The organism is Saccharothrix sp. CCNWYY140, assembly GCF_037401995.1.
Lineage (GTDB): Bacteria > Actinomycetota > Actinomycetes > Mycobacteriales > Pseudonocardiaceae > Actinosynnema.
In genome coordinates this window covers 49,370-69,782 of sequence record NZ_JBBEGC010000033.1, presented here as the reverse complement: position 1 = coordinate 69,782, position 20,413 = coordinate 49,370, and the positions used below count along the sequence as shown (strand labels likewise).

Annotated in this window: 3 protein-coding genes; all 3 read right to left on the bottom strand. The window is 72.6% G+C overall.

What is annotated here, in order from left to right; all coding sequences use genetic code 11:
* Positions 1-122: 122 nt before the first annotated feature.
* Genes WBN91_RS17285 through WBN91_RS17275 form a run of 3 tightly spaced genes read right to left on the bottom strand, consistent with a single transcriptional unit; the run spans position 123 to position 20,411 of the window.
* The gene (locus WBN91_RS17285; RefSeq protein WP_337724841.1) at positions 123-1,286 is read right to left on the bottom strand and encodes a macrolide family glycosyltransferase; all 1,164 of its coding nucleotides are present in this window, start codon (positions 1,284-1,286) and stop codon (positions 123-125) included.
* 2 nt (positions 1,287-1,288) lie between these two features.
* Entirely contained in the window at positions 1,289-3,532 is a 2,244-nt protein-coding gene (locus WBN91_RS17280) for a cytochrome P450 (RefSeq protein ID WP_337724840.1), read from the bottom strand.
* A complete protein-coding gene (locus WBN91_RS17275) occupies positions 3,519-20,411 on the bottom strand; it encodes an SDR family NAD(P)-dependent oxidoreductase (protein ID WP_337724839.1) in 16,893 nt (5,630 codons plus the stop codon). The genes WBN91_RS17280 and WBN91_RS17275 overlap by 14 nt, the downstream gene beginning before the upstream one ends.
* Between the last annotated feature and the right edge of the window lie 2 nt (positions 20,412-20,413).

Genomic DNA, 20,413 nt, shown 5'->3' with positions numbered 1-20,413 from the left:
CGGGCAGGCCATACGGTGGGGGAACCGAGGCCCTCCACTTGTAGGTAACACCTACCGCGCGCTCCGCGCGCGCGAAGAACGCGCTTCGCGCGAAAAGCTTGCTGGCGGGGTAGGTGTTGGGGTTAGTCGGTCAGCAGGCTCTCCAAGGCGTCGGCGGCGTTGGGTGCCCCTGGGTTTGCCCGGAGGACCTCGCCCAGGGCTTTGGCTGCGGGTCGGTGGGCTTTGGTCTCGGATACCGCCGCGCGCAAGGCTTCTGGGGTGAGGGTGTTGGGCACTACGCCCAGCCCCAACTCTGCCACCCGCGCCGCAACCGCCCGCTGCTCCGGAATCTGAGGCACAGCCACCATCGGTACCCCGTGGTACAGCGACTCCATCACCGAGTTCATCCCGGCATGGGTGAGGAACACCGACGCATGCCGCAGCACCGCCACCTGAGGCACCCGCGCCTGCACCGAGAAGTTCGACGGCAACGCCCCCAACTCCGACGGGTCCAACCCACCCACCGACATCACCACCTGCCACTCGGAGTCCCCGAACGCCTCCACGCAAGTCCGGTAGAACTCCGGCCGGGTGTTGAACACCGTGCCCAGTGAGATCAGCAGCACCGGAGCGTCCGACGACGGCGACCACTCCTCCGCCACCTGCCACGTCCCCAGCGTCGGCCCGACGAAGTGGAACCTCTCGTCGAACGTCTCCCCCGACAGTTGGAACGCACGTGGGATGAACACGATGCTCGTCGGAGCGACATGACCGAACATCAGGTTCGGGTTCTCCAAGAAGGTGAAGCCAGCCGCGAAACTGGCCATCTTCCCCACGGCCGCCGCCAACCTCGGATGAGCGTGGTCGAAGTCCGGGGGCAGGTAGACCTGGGTGGCCGAGAACTGCTCGTTCTCCGCGAACGTCGGCACCAACGCCACCTCGGGCACTCCCAGGAGGTTCGCCAGCATCCGGCCGGTGAAAGTCACGGAGTCGTAGCACACGACGTCCGGGCGGTCGGACTGGAAGTGTTCCGCCAGCACCGGGAACGACACCTCCGCGTCGGCCAGGAAGTACTCCAAGGTCACCGCTAACTGCTCGGCGGTGAACTCGCCCCGCTGGTCCATGTCCGGCGGCAGCTCCGAGGGCAGCACTACGGGCTTGGCGCCGGCTTGGGCTGGGCCTTCTGCCGTGGCTGGGCCGGTGGCGTAGCTGACTCGGTGGCCCCGGCGGACCAGTTCCTCGACCAAGGGCAGGGTGGGGTTGACGTGGCCGGCGGCGGGTGCGCTGACGAAGGCGAAGTGGGCCATGTCTAGTTGTCCTCCAGGATCACGGGCAGCGTCTTGTGGCCGTTGGTGAAGAACGATCCCAGCGGCTCCAGCTCCTCCGACGGCACCGCCAAACGCAGGTCGGGGAAGCGGTCGAACAGGGCGCGCAGTGCGATCACGGCCTCCATCCGGGCCAAGGGCGAGCCCAGGCAGAAGTGCACGCCGTGGCCGAAGGTCATGTGGTCGCGGCGGGACGGGCGGGTGATGTCGAACTGCTCCGCGTTCTCGCCGTGTTGTTCCGGGTCGCGGCCGGCGGCGCCGAAGGAGACCAGGATGGCCTCGCCCTTGGCGATCCTCGTGCCCTCCACCTCGACGTCCTCGACGGCGTAGCGCAGGGGCAGGTTGGGCACGGGTGCCTGCCAGCGCAGGGTTTCGTCCACCACGTCGTCCCAGGTGCTCACGCCCGAGGTGACCAGGCCGAGTTGGGACGGGTGGGTGGCCAACGCGTGCACGGCGTTGTCCAGCAGGTTGACCGTGGTCTCGAAGCCCGCGCTGATGGTCAGCAGCAGGGTGTCCAGCAGCTCCTGCTCCCCCAACCGGTTGCCGTCCTCGTCGCGGGCGGCGATGAGGTCGGTGGTCAGGTCGTCGCCCGGGGTCGCGCGCTTCTCCGCGACCAACCCCTTGAGCAGCATGTACAGCTCGGCGGACGCGGCCTGCACGCCCTCGGGGTCGGCCTCCAGGCTGAACACGGCGTCCACCAAGCGGCGCAGGTCGTCGCCGGTCTGGGCGGACAGGCCGAACAGGCCGCTGATCACCCCGATGGGCAGCGGGAACGCGAACTCGGCGCGCAGGTCGACCACCTGCCCGCGGGGCACGGCGGACAGTCGGGCCATCAGGTCCGCGGTGATCGCCTCGACGCGCGGGCGCATAGCCTCTACGCGGCGCGCGGTGAACGCCTTGGCGACCAGGCCGCGCAGTCGGGCGTGATCGGCACCGTAGGCGGTGAACATGTTCTTCATCGCGACCCACATGATCAGCGGCCAGTCCGGCGGGATCTCGCCGTTGCGCCACGCGGGCCAGTGGCGGTTGGCGTCCTTGGACACGTTCGGGTCCAGCAGCACCTGCTTCACGGCCTCGTGGCCGGTCACCGCCCACGCCGCGACGCCGCCGGGCAGCTCGACCGGGGTGGCCGAACCGCGGGCGCGCAGCTGGGCGGCCTCGCCGAAGATGTCGGCGCCGGACGGGTCGATGGTGTGCCGCTCGACGGCCGGGATCGGGGCGGACTGCTCGACGAACGTCGTGCGCCGCACGGGCGGTTCGGTGACCTCCAGCAGGGCGGCGGTGAACCGGGAGCCCATGCCCAGGCCGACCACCATGATCGTGTCACCGGGCTTGGTGTCGGGGTGGTTGAGCAGGTGGTCCACGCCCAGCAGCTGGTCGCACGGCCCGACGTGGCCGAGTTCGCGCAGGAACGGCCAGGTGGTGCGGTCCAGGGCCACGCCGAGCGGTTCCAGCACGACCACTTCCAACTGCGCCAGCCCGAGGCCGGTGATCACGAACCGGGTGATGTCCGACAGCGCCACGTTGGCTTCCTTGGCGGCCTGCTCGACCGCGGTGACCAGCGCCTCGCTCATCAGCGTCAGGTAGGGCGCGAGGCCGGTGACCTCGATGGGTGTGCGGTTGCGGTGGCCCAGCGGGTCGGGGATGGACGGGGTGGCCAGCACCTCCATCTGGGTGGCCGAGCTGTTCGCCGTGGCCACCAGGCGGGCGCGACCGCCGTCCCGGGTGAGCACCGCCGACGCCGCGCCGTCGGCCAGGAAGATGCCGATGGTGGGCTGCCAGCGCTCCCAGCGCGGCGGCAGGAAGCGGGAGGTCGCGGTGACCAGGGTGGCGGTGGCGGACGGGTCGGCGACCAGGTGGGCGGCGGCGGCCTGGAGCGCGGCCGAACCGCCGTTGCTGGTGGCCTCCACCTCGTAGACCAGGGCGTGGCCGAGGCCGAGGATGCGCTGGAGGTGGCACGAGGGCGCCATGTGGTCCTGGGAGTCCATCTGGGCGTAGGCGGCCATCGCGATGTCCGCGCCGGTCACGCCGGCCTGCCGCATCGCGCCGATCGCCGCCCGGACGGCCATGCCGTGCTCGGTGATGTCGTCGGACTTGGTGAACGAGGTGAAGTCCGACAGCGCCAGCAGCCGCCGCATGGTGTCGGTGTCGGGCACGGCGTCCGTCGCCGGCGTGCGTGGCGGCAGGTGGTGGCCGGTGCCGGCGATGAACACGTCATCCCAGATCATGGACGTCCCTTTCCCTGAGTTCGGACAACCCGGCCCCGTAGCCGCGGAAGTCCGTGAGCCAGCTGCTGATGGCCAGCGCGGTGGACGCGGAGTGCTGTTCCAGCACCGTGAAGTGGTCGCCGGGCACCACCACGGACTCCTGCCCGGCCGGCGGGCGCTCGTCGGCCGTGCCCACGTGCAGGGTCGGCGCGGTGGTCGGCGCGGGCGTCCACCGCGTGCCGAGGTCGAGGTAGCGGCCCATCGCGACCAGCCGGTCGTCGTCCACCGGGTGCACCTGGTGCGCGGGGTCGAGGACACCGCCGAGCACGGGCCGGGCGTCGTCGGTGGGCGTGATGAGCACGACCGCGGCCGGGGTGACGCCCCGGGCCTCGAGGCGACCGGCCACCGCACGTGCGAGCCACGCCCCGACCGAGCGGCCGACCAGCGCGAACTCACCCGTGGCCGTGCGGGTGACGGCGTCGGCCAGCACGTCCACCAGCGCCTGAGCGTCCGGGGGCAGCGGGTCGCCCGCGAAACCCGGCAGCGGCACGGCGGTGACGTCCCGCATCGCCTCCAGCGCGGCGGCGAACCTCGTGTACTCCTCGACACCCGTGAAGGCCAGGGCGGACGGCAGGCACACCAGCGCCGGGGTCACGAACCCGGTGGTGAGCTTGACCGGCGCCACGTCGAGCCGGTCGGCGGGCACGGCCAGCCGACCGGCGGTGGCCAGCAGGTCCAGGCCGTCCCGGGCGCGGTCCACGTCGATCGCCTTGCGCAGCAGGGTTTCCATCGGACCGGCGACCCGGTCGGCGGTGGCGCCCAACTGGCCGAAGAGGTGGTTGGCCAGCTGGGCGGGGGTCGGGAAGTCGAACACGACGGTGGCCGACAGCGCGAGGCCGGTGGCCGCGTTGAGCCGGTTGCGCAGCTCGATCGCGGTCAGCGAGTCCACGCCGTGGTCGCGGAACGCCTCACCGGGGTCGGTGGTGAGCGGGGTGGTGTGGCCGAGGACGGCCGCGCTGTGCGCGTTGACCAGGTCCAGCAGCAACGCCCGCTGCTCGGGTTCGGCCAACGCGGCGAGCCGGCCGAGCAGGTCTCCGGGCGCGGCGGTCGGGGTTTGCGCCCGCCGGTTCCGGCGCAGCAACGGTGTGCGTGCGGTCGGGTCGAGGTGGGCGGGCACCAGCACCGGTTCCCCGGCCGCCACACCGACGTCGAACAGCGCCAGCGCCCGGTCGGTGGGCAGCGGGGTGAGGCCGGCTCGGCGCAACCGGCGGCGGTCGGCCTCGGTGAGGGCGGCGGTGATGCCGCTGTCCTGCTCCCACTGGCCCCACGCCAGGGACACCGCGGGCAGGCCGAGCGCGTGCCGGTGGCGGGCCAGGGCGTCCAGGAACGCGTTGGCCGCCGCGTAGTTGGCCTGGCCGGGACTGCCCAGCACGCCGGCCGCCGAGGAGAACAGGACGAACGCGTCCAGGTCGGCGGTCAGCTCGTGCAGGTGCCAGGCGGCGTCCACCTTGGGCCGCAGCACGTCGTGCACCTGTTCGGGGGTCAGGGCGGTGACCACGGCGTCGTCGACCACGCCGGCGGTGTGCACGACGACCCGCAGGTCCTCGATCGTGTCGAGGAGTGCGGCGAGGTCGTCCCGGTCGGAGACGTCGCAGGCCGCGGTGGTGACGGTCGCGCCGAGGGCGGTCAGTTCGGCGGTCAGCTCGGCCGCGCCGGGGGTGGCGTCGCCGCGCCTGCCGGTGAGGACCACGTGCCGGACGTCGTGCGCGGTGACGAGGTGGCGGGCGGTCAGGCCGCCGAGGACGCCGAAGCCGCCGGTGACCAGGGCCGTGCCGCGCAGGCGGGTCTGCTTGGTCGCGGTGTGCTTGCGGAGACGGGGGACGAGGAGCTCGCCGTTCCGCAGGCGCAGGTGTGGTTCTGCCTGGGCGAACCCGATGCGCACGGCGGTCTGGACGGCCTGCCTGGACGCCTCGGTGTCGTCGTGGTCGAGCAGCAGGAACCGGTCGGGGCGCTCGGTTTGCGCGCTGCGCACGAGGCCTTGGGCGGCGGCCAGTGCCGGGTGGTCGCCGCTGCTGACGAACACCAGGCGGGTGTCGTCGTCCAGGGCTTGGTGGAGGTCGTGCAGCACCTGGAGGGTGAGCCGGTGCGCGTCCTCGACCGGGTTCCCGCCGGCCGTGAGGACGCGCAGCACCGACCGCACGTCCGGGGCGTCGGCCAGCGGCAACGGGGTCCAGTCGAGGGTGAACAGGGTGTCGGTGTGCCGGGTGGTGGCGAGGTCGGCCAGTTCGACCGGGCGCAGCACGAGGGAGTCCAGGGCGGCGACCGGGGTGCCCGAGGTGTCGGTGATCCGGACGGCGTAGGTGTCCGGGGCGGTGGGCGACAGGCTCACGCGCAGCGCGGCGGCGGTGCCGGTGATCGTCACGCCGGCGAAGGAGAACGGCAGCCTGGCCAGGCTCTGGCCCGGGTCGTCCACGGCGGCCGTGATGCCGGTGAGCAGGGTCAACGGCTGGATCGCCGCGTCCAGCAGCGCCGGGTGCAGCCCGTAGCCGGTGAGCTGCGCGGGATCGGCGGGGAAGGCGACCTCGGCGTGCAGGTCGTCGCCGTGCCGCCAGAGGGCGCGCAGGCCCTGGAAGGTCGGGCCGTAGTCGTAGCCCTCATCGGCGAGGGTGTCGTAGAGGCTGTCGATGTCGACCTCGGTCGCGCCTGCCGGTGGCCAAGTGGTGGTTTCCGGTGAGGTGGTGGGGTTTCCGGCCGTGAGGACGCCGGTCGCGTGGCGGGTCCACTGATCGGGTTCGGCGGCCGTGCGGGAATGGAGGGTGACCGGGCGCTGTCCGCTGTCGGTCGGCGCGCCTACCGTGACCCGCACGTGCACGGTGTCGTGCAGCGGCAGCGGCGCTTCGAGGACGAGTTCGGCGAGCGCGGCGCAGTCGACGTGCCGGCCCGCCTGCAAAGCCAGTTCGACGAACCCGGTGGCGGGCAGCAGGGGCGACCCGAGCACGGTGTGTTCGGCCAGCCACGGGTGCGCGGCGCGGGACAGCACGCCGGTCAACACCACCCCCTGGCCGTCCGGTAGCGGGACGGCGGCCCGCAGCAACGGGTGGTCCAGGGCGTCGAGGCCCGCGCCGGCCACGTCCGCCGACTTGGCGGGGACCAGCCAAAACCGGTCCCGCTGGAACGCGTACGCGGGCAGGTCGAGGTGGGCGGGCGCGGCGGGCGGACGCCAGTCGCCGCCCTTCTCCCACACGCGACCGAGGGCGGCGAGGAGGCGTTCCGGCTCGTCGTGGTCGCGGCGCATGACCGCGTCGGGCACCAGCGACGGGTGCGGGCCGATCTCCAGGAACGCCGTGACCCCGTTGCCGCGCAACCACTCCAGCGCCGGGGCGAACCTCACCGTCTCCCGGACTTGGCGCACCCAGTAGTCGGGGGTGGCCATGTCGGTCGGCTCGCCCGCCACCGTGGAGACGATCGGGATGGTCGGCGGGTGGTAGGTCAGGGTTTCGGCGATCTCCGCGAACTCGGCCAGCATCGGCTCCATGCGCGGCGAGTGGAACGCGTGGCTCACCGACAGCCGCCGCGTCCTCTCCCATCGACTGGCGACCGCCAGCACGGCGTCTTCGTCACCCGAGATGACCACCGCGTCCGGCCCGTTGACCGCCGCAATGGCCACTCCCTCGGGTAGCGCCGCCAGGACCTCGGTTTCCGGCGCTTGGATGGACACCATCGCCCCGCCGGGCGGCAACTCCTGCATCAGCCGACCCCGTGCGGACACCAAGGTGCAGGCGTCCTCCAGGCTCAGCACACCGGCGATGTGCGCGGCGGCGATCTCCCCGACCGAGTGGCCCACCAGGTAGTCCGGAGTCATCCCCAACGACTCGACCAACCGGTACAACGCCACTTCGATCGCGAACAACCCCGCCTGCGTGTACCGGGTCTGGTCGAGATCGACTTCCCGCAGGTCCAGGTCGAGCCGGGCGCAGAGGTCGGTCAGGGTGTCGGCGAACAGCGGGTAGGCCTCCGCGAGCCGGTCGCCCATGCCGTGCCACTGCGCGCCCTGGCCGGAGAAGACGAACGCGGTCCCGCCCTGGGCCTTGCCGATCGGGGCTTCGGCGAGGGCGTCGAGGTCGGCGGCGAGCCGGGCCGGGCCGGTGAGCGCCGCCCGGTACGGCAGCCGTGCACGGGACGCCAGAACAGCACCGGTCGCCGGGTCGTCGACGAAGTTCCGCAGTCGCGAAGCCTGAGCCCGCAACGCTTCCGGCGACTTCGCCGACAGCAGCCACGGCACCCACTCCGGGGTGGTGACCGGCTCGGGCTCGGCCTGCTCCAGGATCACGTGGGCGTTGGTGCCGCTGATCCCGAACGCGGAGACCCCCGCCCGGCGGGGGCGGTCGTGCGCGGGCCACGGCGTGGTCTCGGTGAGCAGCCGGATGTTCTGCCACTCCACGTGCGGTGTCGGCGCGTCGACGTGCAGGGTGCGAGGCAGGGTGCCGTGCCGCATCGCCTCGATCATCTTGATCACGCCCGCGATGCCGGCGGCGGCCTGGGTGTGGCCGATGTTCGACTTCACCGACCCCAGCCACAGCGGCGCGGCGCGCTCGGCGCCGTAGGTGGCGACCAGGGCCTGGGCCTCGATCGGGTCACCCAGGGTGGTGCCGGTGCCGTGCGCCTCGACAGCGTCCACATCGGACGGTTCCAGTCCCGCGTTGGCCAGTGCCTGGCGGATCACGCGTTCCTGCGCCGGGCCGTTGGGCGCGGTGAGGCCGTTGGACGCGCCGTCCTGGTTGACCGCGCTCCCGCGCACCACCGCCAGCACCCGGTGGCCGTGGCGGCGGGCGTCGGACAGCCGTTCCAGCAGCACCAGGCCCGCGCCCTCGCCCCAGCTCGTGCCGTCCGCGGCGGCGGCGAAGGACTTGGCCCTGCCGTCGGCGGCCAGGCCGTGCTGGCGGGAGAACTCCACGAAGCTCGCCGGGGTCGCCATGACGGTGACCCCACCGGCCAGGGCCAGGTCGCACTCCCCCGACCGCAGCGCCTGCGCCGCCAAGTGGATCGCGACCAGCGACGACGAGCACGCCGTGTCCACGGACACCGCCGGGCCTTCCAGCCCCAGCAGGTAGGACACCCGGCCCGACGTCACGCTCGGGGCCGTGCCGGTGGCCAGGTAGCCCTCCGCGTCCCGGGACACCTGGTCCACACCCCCGGCGTACCCGGAGGCCCAGATGCCGGTGTAGACGCCGGTCCGGCTGCCGTGCAACGCGGTCGGGTCGATGCCCGCGTGCTCGAAGGTCTCCCACGCGGTCTCCAGCACCAGCCGCTGCTGCGGGTCCATCGCGAGCGCCTCGCGCGGCGAGATGCCGAAGAAGGCCGCGTCGAACCCGGCCGCGTCGGCGAGGAACCCGCCGGACCGGGTGTAGCTGGTGCCGTGCGCGCCGTCGGGGTCGTAGAGCCGGTCGAGGTCCCAGCCCCGGTCGGCGGGGAAGTCGCCGATCGCGTCCACGCCCTCGGACACCAGCCGCCACAGCTCCGCCACCGACCCGACACCACCCGGGTAGCGGCAGCCCATCCCGACCACGACCACCGGATCGGTCGTGGTGTGGTGCGCCGCGGGTTGCTCGACCTTGCGCTTGCCCAGCAGGACCTCGCTCAGGTGCTCGGCCAGTCTGGTCGGCGTCGGGTGGTCGAACGTCAGGGTCGGTGACAGCCGGATGCCGAGCGCGGCGGCCAGCCGGTTGCGCAGTTCGACGGCGGTCAGCGAGTCGAACCCGAGGTCTTTGAAGGCCCGGTCGGCGTCGGTGTCGGTGCGCCCCAGGACGGCCGCGCTGTGCGTGGTGACCAGCTCCAGCAGGGCGGCACGCAGGTCGGCCTCGGGCAGTGCGCTCCAGTCGCCGGCCGGGGTGCGGGCCGGTCGTCGGGTCAACGCCCGCAGCACCGGCCGCGACCCCAGCGCCGTGAGCCGGAGACCGGCGGCCACCAGGGTCGCGTCGGGCGCGGTGAGGGCGGCGTCGAACAGCGCCAGCGCGTGTTCGGTGGACAGCGGCACGACCCCGGACCGCGCGAGGCGGCGGCGGTCGGCCTCGGACAGCCGGCCAGTGAGGCCGCTGCCCTCCGCCCACTGCCCCCACGCCACGGACACCGCGGCCAGCCCCTGCCGCCGTCGCCGCTCGGCCAGGCCGTCGAGGTAGGCGTTGGCGGCGGCGTAGTTCGCCTGGCCCGCGCTGCCCAGGACGCCGGCGGCGGAGGAGAACAGCACGAACGCCTTCACGTCGCCGACCAGCTCGTGCAGGTGCCGTGCGGCGTCGGCCTTGGGTCCGCGCACGCCCGCCAGGCGTTCGGGCGTGAGCGACTCGACCAGGCCGTCGTCGAGCGCGCCCGCCGCGTGCACCACGGCGGTGAGGTCCGGGATCCCCGCCAGCAGGGCGGCGACGGCGTCCCGGTCCCCCACGTCGCACGCGGCCACGGTGACGTCCGCGCCGAGGCCTTCGAGGTCGTCGCGCAGGTCGGGGGCTTCGCCGGACCTGCTCGCCAGCACCAGCCGCCGCACGCCGTGCGCGGTGACCAGGTGGCGGGCGATGTGACCGCCGAGCGTGCCGGTGCCGCCGGTGATCAGGACGGTGTCGTCCGGGCCGAGGGGCGCCGGGACGGTCAGCACGATCTTGCCGACGTGCCCGGCCTGGCTCATGTGCCGGAACGCCCGCGAGGCGTGCCGCAGGTCCCACGCGGTGATCGGCGGCAGGCGCAGGTCGCCGGTGGCGAGGAGCCCGGTGACCTCGGCCAGCACCTCGCCCAGCCGCTCGGGTCCCGCTTCGGCGAGGTCGAACGCCCGGTAGCCGGGGGTGTCGCGCGGGTCGGCCTTGCCCATGTCGACGAACCGACCGCCCGGCGTGAGCAGCCGCAGCGAGGCGTCGGTGAACTCGCCGGTCAACGAGTGCAGCACCACGTCCACGGCCGGGAAGCGGTGCTCGAAGTCCAGGGTTCGCGAGGAGGCGATGTGGTCGTCGTCCAGGCCGAGGTCGCGCAGCGCATCCCACTTGCCGGGGCTCGCCGTGGCGAACACCTCCGCGCCGGCCCGCCGCGCGAGCTGGACCGCGGCCATCCCGACCCCGCCCGCGCCGGAGTGGACCAGCACGCGGTCACCGGGGCGCAGGCGGCCGAGGTCGAACAGGCCGTACCAGGCGGTCAGGAACGCCACCGGGACCGCGGCGGCCTGGCTGAACGCCCAGCCGTCCGGCACTTCGGTCAGCACCCGGTGGTCGGCGGTGGTCTCAGCGCCGAACGCGGTGGGCAGCAGGCCCATCACCCGGTCGCCGGGCCGGAACCGGGTGACCGCCGAGCCGACCTCGGTCACCACGCCCGCGCCCTCGCTGCCCAGCGGAGCGGGGGTCGGGTAGACGCCGAGGGCGATCAGGACGTCCCGGAAGTTCAGCCCCGCCGCACGGACCGCGACCCGGACTTCGTGCGGTGCCAACGGTGTGGCGGGCGTTTCGGCGAACGTCAGCTCGTCCAGGTTGCCGGTCTCGGCGCGGACCAGTGAGCCGGACACCGCCGGTGCCACGGCCGTGCGGACCAGGCGGGGCACGTGCACCACGTCGTCGCGAACCGCGATCTGGTCCTCGTCGTCGAGCACCAGCGGTGCCGAGTCGTCGGTGTCCACCAGCACCAATCGGCCCGGGTGCTCGGCCTGCGCGGCGCGGACCAGGCCCCACACGGCGGCGGCCTCGGGGTCGGTCAGGGCGTCACGGGTGTGCACGACCAGGGGCTCGTCGCCGTCCTCGGCGAGGAACGCTTGCACCGCCGCCAGAGCCTCGGTGACCGAGCTCGGGGACACGATCCGCGCGGGCGCGGTGCCGCCGTCGCGTTGGTGCCAGTCGAGGCGGAACAGGGCGTCGTCGGCGGGCCGGGCCATCGGGCGGGTGGTCAGCACGCCGATGGTGGCGACCGGTCCCGACTCGTCGGCCAGCGCGATGGTCCAGCCGGCGGCGGTGCCGGACAGCCTCACGCGGGCGGCCGTCACGCCGGGGCGGTGGACCGTGATCCCGGTGAGGGAGAACGGCAACCGCACCTCGCCGGTGTCCTCGACCAGCAGCGCCAACGGTTGCAGCGCCGCATCCAGCAGAGCCGGGTGCAGGCCGTACCGGGAGGCGTCGGTGATCGACGCGGGCACCGCGACCTCCGCGAACACCTCGCCGCCCGACCGCCACACCGCGCGCACGCCTTGGAACGCCGGGCCGTACTCGAACCCTGAGAGCACTTCGTGGAGGTCCCGCACGTCGACCGGGCGCGCGGCGGGCGGCCACACCGGGAACGCCGGTGCCGCAACGGGTTCGGCGACGAGCGTGCCCACGGCGTGGCGCACCCACTCCTCCGCGCGGGAGCGCACCTCCACCGGTCGGCGACCCGACTCGTCCGGCGCACCCACGACGACCTGCACCCGCACCGCACCCTCCGCCGGCAGCACCAGCGGCGCTTCAAGCACGAGCTCCTCGACCGCCCGGCAGCCGACAACCCCGGCCGCGCGGGTCACCAGCTCGACAAAGCCGGTGGCGGGCAACAGAACCGTGCCTTCGACGGCGTGATCGGCCAGCCACGGATGTGTGGACAGGGAAACCGTGCCGGTCAACGCCACGCCACCATCGGGCAGCTCGACGACCGCGCCGAGCAGGGGGTGGTCAGCCGGATCGAGCCCCGCACCGGCGACATCGGCCGAGCCACCGGGCGACAACCAGAACCGCTCACGCTGGAACGGGTACGTGGGCACGTCAACCGGCGGGACCGGGTTGCGTCCCCACTCCACTTCGACGCCGAGCAGGAACGCCCGTGCGGCGGCGAGGTCGAAGTCGCTCTGGTCGCGTCGCAGCGTGCCCACGGACGGGACGTCCAAGGCGGGCACCAACACCGGATGCGGACTCACCTCGATGAGAACGTGCCCCGCCAACGCCTCCACAGCCCGGTCGAACCGCACCGGCTCCCGCAGATTCCGATACCAGTACTCCGCGTCGGCTCGCTCCACCAACCCGTCCACCACGGTCGAGTAGAACGGAACCCGAGCCTCCAACGGCTTGACGTCCGCCAGATCGCTCAACAACCGCTCTCGCAGCACCTCCACCTGCGCCGAGTGTGCCGCATAATCCACCGGAATCCGCCGGGCTCGTACTTCCTCCCGCGCCAACAACTCGTCCAACGCGGCCGGCTCACCCGACACCACCACACTGGTCGGCGAGTTCACCACCGCAACCGACAACCCAGCCAACACCGGCGAATCCGGCGGCAACGCCACCGACACCATCCCACCAAGGCCGGAAATCGCCACCAAAGCTTTGCTCCGCAACGCAACCACTCGCGCCGCGTCTTCCAGCGACAACGCCCCAGCCACATAAGCCGCCGCAATCTCGCCTTGCGAATGCCCCACCACCGCATCCGGCTCGACACCACGAGAACGCCACAACGCAGCCAAGCCGACCATCATGGCGAACAACGCGGGCTGAACCACATCAACACGGTCCAAGTCGCCGCCATTCAGAACCTCTACCAGCGACCACTCCACGTGCGGCGAAAGAGCCTCGGCGCACGCATCGATCGCCTCGCGGAACACCGGCTCCTTCGCATACAGATCCCGGCCCATCCCAACCCACTGTGCGCCCTGACCCGGGAACACGAACACCGTCCGCCGCTCCTCAGCGACACCGGTCACCACGTCATCCCCGAGAATCACCGCCCGGTGCGCGAACCGGGGGCGCGTAGCCAACGCCTGACCGATTCCCACTGCGTCGGTATGGCTTGCGGCGAACTCGCGGATGCGCCTGACCTGCTCGTGCAAAGCCGATTCCGTCTTCGCCGACACCACCCACGGCAAGTCCGCCGAAGTCACGGGCACTTCCGGGGCCTGCTCCAGGATCACGTGGGCGTTCGTCCCGCTGATCCCGAAGGACGACACCGCCGCCCGGCGCGGACGACCCGTCTCCGGCCACGGCACGGCATCCGTGAGCAGTCGGATGTTCCCGGTGTCCCAGGCGACGTGCGGACTGGGCTCGTCCACGTGCAGCGTCTTGGGCACGACCTCGTACCGCATCGCCTGAACCGTCTTGATCACACCGGCGACCCCGGCAGCGGCCTGCGTGTGCCCGATGTTCGACTTCACCGACCCCAACCACAACGGCTCGGCCCGATCAGCCCCGTACGTGGCCAACAACGCCTGCGCCTCGATCGGATCACCTAGCGAAGTCCCAGTCCCGTGCGCTTCGACGACGTCCACATCGGACGGTCGCAAACCCGCGTTGGCCAACGCCTGCCGGATCACCCGCTCCTGCGAAGGACCGTTCGGAGCCGTCAACCCGTTCGACGCGCCATCCTGGTTCACCGCCGTCCCGGCCAACACCGCCAACACCCGGTGGCCACGCCGGCGTGCGTCCGACAGCCGTTCCAACAGCACCAAGCCCGCGCCCTCACCCCACCCGGTGCCATCGGCGGAGGCCGAGAACGCCTTGCACCGACCGTCCGGAGCGAGCCCGCGCTGACGCGAGAACTCGGTGAACCCCACCGGCGTGGCCATGATCGTGACGCCACCGGCCAACGCCAGGTCGCACTCCCCCGACCGCAGCGCCTGCGCCGCCAAGTGCATCGCCACCAACGACGACGAGCACGCCGTGTCGATGGACACCGCGACGCCTTCCAGCCCCAGCAGGTAGGCGATCCGACCGGACACCACACTGGTCGCCGCGCCGGTGCCGAAGTAGCCCTCCGCGTCCCGCGCGCCGACCCCGTAGCCGGAAGCCCAAATGCCCGTGAACACCCCGGTCTGACTGCCCCGCAACGACGTCGGGTCTATGCCGGCGTGCTCGAAGGTCTCCCAGGCGGTCTCCAGCAACACCCGCTGCTGCGGGTCCATCGCCAACGCCTCACGCGGCGAAATCCCGAAGAACTCGGCGTCGAACTCCGCCACACCATCCAGGAACCCACCCGACCGGGTGTAACTCGTCCCCGCATGATCCGGATCCGGGTGGTACAGCCGCTCCAGGTCCCACCCGCGATCCGCGGGGAACCCGCCGATCGCGTCCACACCATCCGACACCAACCGCCACAAGTCCTCGGGCGACTCCACACCACCCGGCAGCCGGCACCCCATGCCCACGATCACCACCGGGTCGTCGTCCACGGCCTTCGCCACGGTGACGACTTCCTTGCGGGTACCGGCGATCTGGTCGAGCAGGTGGTCGACCAGGCGTTCCGGTGTCGGGTGGTCGAACGTGAGGGTGGCGGGCAGGCGCAGTCCGGTCGCCGACGCCAGCCGGTTGCGCAACTCCACGGCCGTGAGGGAGTCGAACCCGAGGTCCTTGAACGGCCGCCGGGCGTCCACGGCGTCGGGAGAGGCGTGGCCGAGGACGGTCGCGGTGGTGGCGGTGACAAGGTCGCGCAGCGCGGTCCGTCGCTCGGACTCCGGCAGGGACCGCAGGCGGTCCGCGCCGCCGAGGGGCGTGCGCCTGGCCTTGCGCCCGGTGAGGCCGCGCAGGGCGGACGGTCCCGCCGGGGTCCGGGCGGGGTTGAGGGCGACGGGCGCGACCACGGCCCGGTCGGTAGCCAGAGCCGCGTCGAACAGTTCCAGCGCGTGGTCGGTGGCCAGGGGGACGACACCGGACCTGGCTAGGCGCTCTCGGTCGTGGTCGGCGAGGTGCCCGGTCATCCCGCTGCTCTGCGCCCAATATCCCCACGCCAGCGACACCGCGGGCAGGCCGAGCGAGCGCCGGTGCACGGCCAGGGCGTCGAGGAACGCGTTCGCGGCGGCGTACCCGGCCTGGCCGGGGCTGCCCAGGAGTCCGGCGGAGGACGAGAACAGGACGAACGCGGCGAGATCGGCGGTCAGCTCGTGCAGGTGCCAGGCCGCGCGCACCTTGGGCTCGAACACGCGGACCACCTGCTCCGGCGTCAACGCCTCCACCACGGCGTCGTCGAGCACGCCGGCCGCGTGGACCACAGCGGTCAAGTCCGGGATCGACGCCACCAACTCCGCGACCTGCGCACGATCCGACACGTCACACGCCACCACTCGAACATCAACGCCCAGCTCAGGCGCGGTGCCACCACTGCGGCTCACCAGCACCAGACGCCGAACCCCGTGCCGGGCGACCAAGTGCCGAGCCAACTCCAGCCCCAGCGTCCCGGTGCCACCGGTGATCAACACCGTGCCGCCGGACAGGTCGGCGGGTAGGTTGAGGACGATCTTGCCGACGTGCCGGGCCTGGCTCATGTGCCGGAACACGTCCACCGCGTCCCGGACACCGCGGACGTCGATGGGCAGCGGGGTCAGCGTGCCCTCGGCGAACGCGGCCACGGTCGCGGTGAGGATCTCGCCGAGCCGCGCGGGGCCGGCGTCGGCGATGTCGAACGCCGTGTAGGTGATGTCGGGGTGGTCGGCGGCGTCGCGGATGTCGGTCTTGCCCATCTCGACGAACCGGCCGCCCGGGACGAGCAGCCGCAGCGAGGCGTCGGTGAACTCGTCGGCCAGCGAGTTGAGCACCACGTCCATGCGCGGGAACCGCTGCTCGAACTCCAAGGTCCGCGACGACCCGATGTGGTCGTCGTCCAACCCCAAGCCCCGCAACACGTCCCACTTGCCGGGGCTCGCCGTGGCGAAGACTTCCGCGCCCAGGTGGCGCGCCAGTTGGATAGCCGCCATGCCGACACCGCCGGTGCCGGCGTGGATGAGCACCCGGTCGCCGGCGCCCAAGCGGCCCAGGTCCACCAGGCCGTACCAGGCGGTCAGGAACACCACCGGCACCGCCGCGGCCTGCCCGAACGACCAGTCGTCCGGGATCCGTGCCAGCAACCGGTGGTCCGCCACCGCACGCGGCCCGAACGCACCCGGCACCAACCCGAAGACCCGGTCACCAGGCCGGAAAGCCACCCCAGGCCCGACCTCCAGAACCACACCGGCGGCCTCGCCGCCCATCAACGCCTCGCCGGGGTAGACGTCGAGCGCGATCAGCACGTCCCGGAAGTTCAACCCGGCGGCACGCACGGCGACCCGCACCTGACCTGGTTCCAGCGGCGTCTCCGCCACCGGCACCAGCGCCAGGTCGTCGATGCTGCCGGTGCCGACATCCTCCAGCCGCCAAGGGCCGTCCGGAGCGGCGAGCGCCCGGTCCACGCGGGTCAGGCGGGGAGCGAGCAGCACCCCGGCGCGCACCGCGACCTCCGACTCGTCCGCCAGGCTTCCGTCCCACGACCCGTCCGCGTCGACCAGGACGAACCGGCCGGGGTGCTCGGCCTGCGCGGAGCGGACCAGCCCCCACACGGCGGCGTGAGCGGGATCGACGACGTCGCCTGGCACAGCGGCCACCGCACCCCGGGTGACGACGACGAGCGGCGCATCCCCTTGGTGCGCCTGGATGGCCGTCAAGACCTCCAAGGTGCTCCGCAGCGCCGCTTCGGCCGGGTCACCCTCGTGGTCCTGCACGTGGTGCACCACTTCGGCACTCGTCTCCGCGTCCACGGGGTGCCAGGTGAGGTGGTGCAGGTCCTGGGTGTCGGTGAACGCCCGCACCGACAGGGAGTCGATCACGAGGACCGGGTTGCCCTCGGGGTCGGCGGCGGCGATCCGGTAGTGATCGGGGCCTCCTGAAATCTTCACGTGCAGACTGCGCGTGAAGGTTGCACGGAGAACACTTCCGGAGAAGGCGAACGGCAACCGGGCCGGGCCGTCCGGGGCCAGCAGCGCGATCGAGTGCAGGGCCGCGTCCAGCAGGGCGGGGTGCACCGGGAACCGGTCGCCGGCGGGGACCTCCACCTCGGCGTACACCGCGTCACCCGCGCGCCAAGCGGCGGTGACGCCCTGGAACGCGGGTCCGTAGTCGAAGCCCAGGGCGGCGAAGGTGTCGTACAGGTCGGTCACGTCGAGCGGTTCGGCATCCGCGGGGACGACCGGACTCGCCGACACGGGAGGGGCGTCGCCGAGCATGCCGGTGGCGTGCCGGACCCACTCGTCGCCGTGGGAGTGCACGGCGACGGAACGCCGGCCGTTGTCATCGAGGGCTCCCACCACGACCTGGAGTCGCACAGGGGTGTGGTCGAGCACGAGCGGCGCTTCCAGCACGAGTTCGTGCACCGCGCCCGCGCCGACCACCTCGGCGGCGTGCGCGGCCAGCTCCAGGAACGCGGTCCCGGGCAGCAGGACCCGGCCGCGCACGGAGTGGTCGGCCAGCCACGGGTGGGTGGACAGCGACACCGTGCCGGTCAGCGCCGCGCCGCCGTCGGGCAGCTCCACGGCCGTGGTCAGGACCGGGTGGTCGCCGGTCGCGGCGGTGCTCGGGCGCAGCCAGAAGGGCTGCCGCTGGAACGGGTAGCCGGGCAGCGTCGCGGGTGTGACGCCGGCCGGGACCAGCGGGCGCCAGTCCACCTCGACACCCTGCACGTGCAGTCTGGCGAGTGCAGTGTGCAACTCGCGCGGTCGGTCGCGGCGCAGGGTCCCGGTGACCAGGACGTCCCGCCCGTCGGCACTCTCCTCGACCGCCGCTGTCAGCACCGGGTGCGGGCTGACCTCGACGAACACCCCGTGCCCGGTGTCGAGCAGGGTGGTCACCGCGCGGTCGAACAGCACCGGTTCCCGCAGGTTGCGGTACCAGTACTGCGCGTCCGCCCGCTCCACCACCCCATCGCTGACCGTCGAGTAGAACGGGATCCGAGCCTCCAGCGGCGTGATCCCCGCCAGATCGCTCAGCAGCCGGTCCCGCAGCACCTCGACCTGAGGCGAGTGCGCTGCATAATCCACCGGGATCCGGCGAGCCCGCACATCCTCCCGCGCCACCAACGCGTCCAACGCCGCCGGCTCGCCCGACACCACCACACTCGTGGGCGAGTTCACCACCGCAACCGTCAACCCGCTCAACAACGGCGAGTCCGGCGGCAACGCCACCGACACCATCCCACCCAGACCCGAGATGGCCACCAACGCCTTACTCCGCAACGCAACCACTCGTGCGGCATCTTCCAGGGACAGAGCCCCGGCCACGTAAGCCGCCGCGATTTCACCCTGCGAATGCCCCACCACCGCGTCCGGCTCGACACCGCGAGACCGCCACAACGCGGCCAAGCCGACCATCATCGCGAACAACGCGGGCTGGACCACATCCACCCGATCCAAGTCGCCGCCGCTCAGAACCTCCACCAGCGACCACTCCACGTGCGGAGCAAAGGCTTCCGCGCACGCGTCGATCGCCTCGCGGAACACCGGCTCGGCCGCATACAGCTCACGGCCCATCCCGATCCACTGCGCGCCCTGGCCAGGAAACACGAACACCGTCTTGCCGGGCACGCCGACCTCGCCGGTGACCAGGCCGGGCGCACTCGCGCCACGGGCCAGGGCGGCCAGGCTGTCGACGTGGTCGTCCAGGATGACCGCCCGGTGTTCGAAGTGGGTCCGGTTGAGCAGCGCGGCACCGATGCTCACGGCGGGCGCGTCGACCGTGGCGAGGCGTTCTGCGTGCGCGGCGAGCGCCTGCGGCGTGCGGGCGGACAGCAGCCACGACACGTCGCCGTCCACAGTGGACTCGGGCTCGGCCGGGACCTGTTCCACGATCACGTGCGCGTTGGTGCCGCTGATGCCGAACGACGACACGCCCGCGCGGCGGGGCCGGTCGGTGTCCGGCCACGGGGTCGGCTCGGTGAGCAGGGAGACCCGTCCGGCGGTCCAGTCGACGTGGGTCGTGGGCCGGTCCACGTGCAGGGTGCGCGGGAGGACGCCGTGCCGCATCGCCATGATCACCTTGATCACGCCCGCGACACCGGCGGCGGCCTGGGTGTGCCCGAGGTTGGACTTGACCGACCCCAGCCACAGCGGCTCGGCGCGGTCGGCTCCGTAGGTGGCCAGCAGGGCTTGGGCCTCGATGGGGTCACCGAGGGTGGTGCCGGTGCCGTGCGCCTCCACGACGTCCACATCGGACGGTTCGAGCCGGGCGCTGTGCAACGCCTGGCGGATCACGCGTTCCTGCGCGGGACCGTTGGGCGCGGCCAGGCCGTTGGACGCGCCGTCCTGGTTCACCGCGCTGCCCCTGACCACGGCCAGCACGCGGTGGCCGTTGCGCCGGGCGTCGGACAGGCGTTCCAGCAGCAGCAGTCCTGCGCCCTCGCTCCAGCTCGTGCCGTCGGCGGCGTCGGCGAAGGCCTTGACCCGCCCGTCCGGGGCCAGGCCGCGCTGCCGCGAGAACTCCACGAACCCGGCCGGGGTCGCCATCACGGTCACCCCGCCGGCCAGCGCCAGCGTGCACTCCCCGGCGCGCAGGGCCTGCGCGGCGAGGTGGATCGCGACCAGCGACGACGAGCACGCCGTGTCCACCGACACCGCCGCGCCTTCCAGGCCCAGCAGGTAGGACACCCGGCCGGACGTGGCACTGGTGGCGATCCCGGTGGCGAGGAACCCTTCGAGGTCCGGCGGCGGCTGGGCCGCGTACCCGGAGGACCACACGCCGGTGAACACGGCGGTTCGGCTGCCGCGCAACGAGGTCGGGTCGATCCCGGCGTGCTCGAACGTCTCCCAGGCGGTCTCCAGGAGCACCCGCTGCTGCGGGTCCATCGCCAACGCCTCACGCGGCGAAATCCCGAAGAACGCGGCGTCGAAGCCGGCGCCGTCGTCGAGGAACCCGCCCCGGTTGGTGTAGGTGGTGCCAGGTCCGCCGTCCGGGTCGAGGGTGACCTCCCAGCCCCGGTCGGTCGGGAACTCGCCGGTCGCGTCCACGCCCTGCGACACCAGCCGCCACAGGTCGTCGGCCGACCCGACACCGCCGGGGTAGCGGCAGCCGATGCCGATCACGGCGATCGGTTCGCGGGCGGCCTCCTCCACCTCGGCCAGCCGCCTGCTCATCACCCTCAGGTCGGCGGTGGCGCGCTTGAGGTAACCCCGGAGCTTGTCTTCGTCGGCCATGC